Below are 3,382 nucleotides of genomic sequence, written 5' to 3' on the forward strand. Positions count from 1 at the left end.
TTGGTATTCTCTACCTGACCACCTGAGTCGGTTTAGGGTACGGGCGGCTAGAACCTCGCGTCGAGGCTTTTCTTGGCAGCATAGGATCACCCAATCGTCCCGCATAAGCGGTCACCATCAGTTCTCAGGCTATGTGAGATGCGGATTTGCCTACATCTCGCCCTACAACCTTGGACGTGGTCTACCATCGCCACGCTGGGCTACCTTCCTGCGTCACCCCTGTTAATACGCTTACCTACTACCGGATTGGTTCGTGCGCGCCACCGGCACGTCCCCGAAGGGATCTAGCCGGCTTTGGGCACTGAGCATCACCGGGCTCGGTATGGGCGGTTCTTCGCCGGTACGGGAATATCAACCCGTTGTCCATCGACTACGCCTGTCGGCCTCGCCTTAGGTCCCGACTTACCCAGGGCGGATTAGCCTGGCCCTGGAACCCTTGGTCATTCGGCGGACGGGTTTCTCACCCGTCTTTCGCTACTCATGCCTGCATTCTCACTCGTGTGGCGTCCACCGCTGGGTCACCCCGCGACTTCACTCGCCACACGACGCTCCCCTACCCATCCACACGCCTGGATCCGAAGACCTGGCTGTTGTGTGAATGCCACAGCTTCGGCGGTGTACTTGAGCCCCGCTACATTGTCGGCGCGGAATCACTTGACCAGTGAGCTATTACGCACTCTTTCAAGGGTGGCTGCTTCTAAGCCAACCTCCTGGTTGTCTGTGCAACTCCACATCCTTTCCCACTTAGCACACGCTTAGGGGCCTTAGCTGGTGGTCTGGGCTGTTTCCCTCTCGACTACGGAGCTTATCCCCCGCAGTCTCACTGCCACGCTCTCACTTACCGGCATTCGGAGTTTGGCTGACGTCAGTAACCTTGTGGGGCCCATCGGCCATCCAGTAGCTCTACCTCCGGTAAGAAACACGTGACGCTGCACCTAAATGCATTTCGGGGAGAACCAGCTATCACGAAGTTTGATTGGCCTTTCACCCCTAACCACAGGTCATCCCCCCGGTTTTCAACCCAGGTGGGTTCGGTCCTCCACGCGGTCTTACCCGCGCTTCAACCTGCCCATGGCTAGATCACTTCGCTTCGGGTCTAGAGCACGCGACTCAGACGCCCTATTCGGACTCGCTTTCGCTACGGCTTCCCCACACGGGTTAACCTCGCCACGTACCACTAACTCGCAGGCTCATTCTTCAAAAGGCACGCCGTCACCCCTGCTAGGGAGGCTCCGACGGATTGTATGCACACGGTTTCAGGTACTATTTCACTCCCCTCCCGGGGTACTTTTCACCTTTCCCTCACGGTACTTGTCCGCTATCGGTCACTAGGGAGTATTTAGGCTTAGAGAGTGGTCTCTCCAGATTCACACGGGATTTCTCGGGCCCCGTGCTACTTGGGATCCCTCTCGGGAGGCCGCGCCATTTCGTCTACGGGGGTAGCACCCTCTGTGCCGGGCCTTTCAATGCCCTTCGACTATGACGCGACTTTCTGACTCCCTGGAAGCTCGGCAGAGCTTCCTGAAAGGTCCCACAACCCCGACGACGCAACGCCTGCCGGCTATCACACGCCATCGGTTTGGCCTTCTCCGCTTTCGCTCGCCACTACTCACGGAATATCTCTTCCTGTGGGTACTGAGATGTTTCACTTCCCCACGTTCCCTCCACACGCCCTATATATTCAGGCGTGGGTGACTGGACATGACTCCAGCCGGGTTTCCCCATTCGGACATCCTCGGATCACGGTTCGTTTGCCAACTCCCCGAGGCTTATCGCAGGCTACAACGTCCTTCTTCGGCTCCTAGTGCCAAGGCATCCACCGTATGCACTTAAAAACTTGACCACAAAGACATACAAAAAAGATGCTCGCGTCCACTGTGCAGTTCTCAAGCTACGGGCGGTCCTGCTCCATCCGGCGCCTACCCGCACACGTGCGAGCGGTTCCTCCGAACAGCCACAGTCCGACGCACCGGCCACCGGCCGGCCCGAGGTCGAGCTTGCGCCCGATCCCTCAGGACCCAACAGCGTGCCGAGCGCCCTGCGCGGACCATCCGGTTCCACTCCCCGAAAGGAGGTACTGGGATGCCACCACAGAAGCGCAACTGGTCGATGTTCCACCCATGAGCAACCCTCCTCGAGACGTACGCCCGAGTAGAGGGCCCTGGACGCCGAAGCGCCAGAAGCTCCTTAGAAAGGAGGTGATCCAGCCGCACCTTCCGGTACGGCTACCTTGTTACGACTTAGTCCCAATCGCTGGTCCCACCTTCGACGGCTCCCTCCACAAGGGTTGGGCCACCGGCTTCGGGTGTTACCGACTTTCGTGACTTGACGGGCGGTGTGTACAAGGCCCGGGAACGTATTCACCGCAGCGTTGCTGATCTGCGATTACTAGCGACTCCGACTTCATGGGGTCGAGTTGCAGACCCCAATCCGAACTGAGACCGGCTTTTTGGGATTCGCTCCACCTCGCGGTATCGCAGCCCTTTGTACCGGCCATTGTAGCATGCGTGAAGCCCAAGACATAAGGGGCATGATGATTTGACGTCATCCCCACCTTCCTCCGAGTTGACCCCGGCAGTCTCCTATGAGTCCCCACCATGATGTGCTGGCAACATAGGACGAGGGTTGCGCTCGTTGCGGGACTTAACCCAACATCTCACGACACGAGCTGACGACAACCATGCACCACCTGTATACCGCCCTTGCGGACCCCATGTCTCCATGAGTTTTCGGTATATGTCAAGCCTTGGTAAGGTTCTTCGCGTTGCATCGAATTAATCCGCATGCTCCGCCGCTTGTGCGGGCCCCCGTCAATTCCTTTGAGTTTTAGCCTTGCGGCCGTACTCCCCAGGCGGGGCACTTAATGCGTTTGCTGCGGCACGGAACTCGTGGAATGAGCCCCACACCTAGTGCCCAACGTTTACGGCATGGACTACCAGGGTATCTAATCCTGTTCGCTCCCCATGCTTTCGCTCCTCAGCGTCAGTTGCGGCCCAGAGACCTGCCTTCGCCATCGGTGTTCCTCCTGATATCTGCGCATTCCACCGCTACACCAGGAATTCCAGTCTCCCCTACCGCACTCTAGTCTGCCCGTACCCACTGCAGGCCCGAGGTTGAGCCTCGGGTTTTCACAGCAGACGCGACAAACCGCCTACGAGCTCTTTACGCCCAATAATTCCGGACAACGCTTGCGCCCTACGTATTACCGCGGCTGCTGGCACGTAGTTAGCCGGCGCTTCTTCTGCAGGTACCGTCACTTTCGCTTCTTCCCTGCTGAAAGGGGTTTACAACCCGAAGGCCTTCATCCCCCACGCGGCGTCGCTGCATCAGGCTTTCGCCCATTGTGCAATATTCCCCACTGCTGCCTCCCGTAGGAGTCTGG

2 rRNA genes are annotated in these 3,382 nt (G+C 58.4%); both read right to left on the bottom strand.

Annotated features, from left to right (window positions below):
- Positions 1-1,843: ribosomal RNA gene (locus N866_RS17485) — 23S ribosomal RNA — on the bottom strand; the annotation flags it as partial.
- Between the two features lie 348 nt (positions 1,844-2,191).
- Positions 2,192-3,382, bottom strand: a 16S ribosomal RNA gene (locus N866_RS17490); the annotation flags it as partial.

It is taken from the genome of Actinotalea ferrariae CF5-4 (genome assembly GCF_000603945.1).
In the GTDB taxonomy this organism is placed as follows: domain Bacteria; phylum Actinomycetota; class Actinomycetes; order Actinomycetales; family Cellulomonadaceae; genus Actinotalea; species Actinotalea ferrariae.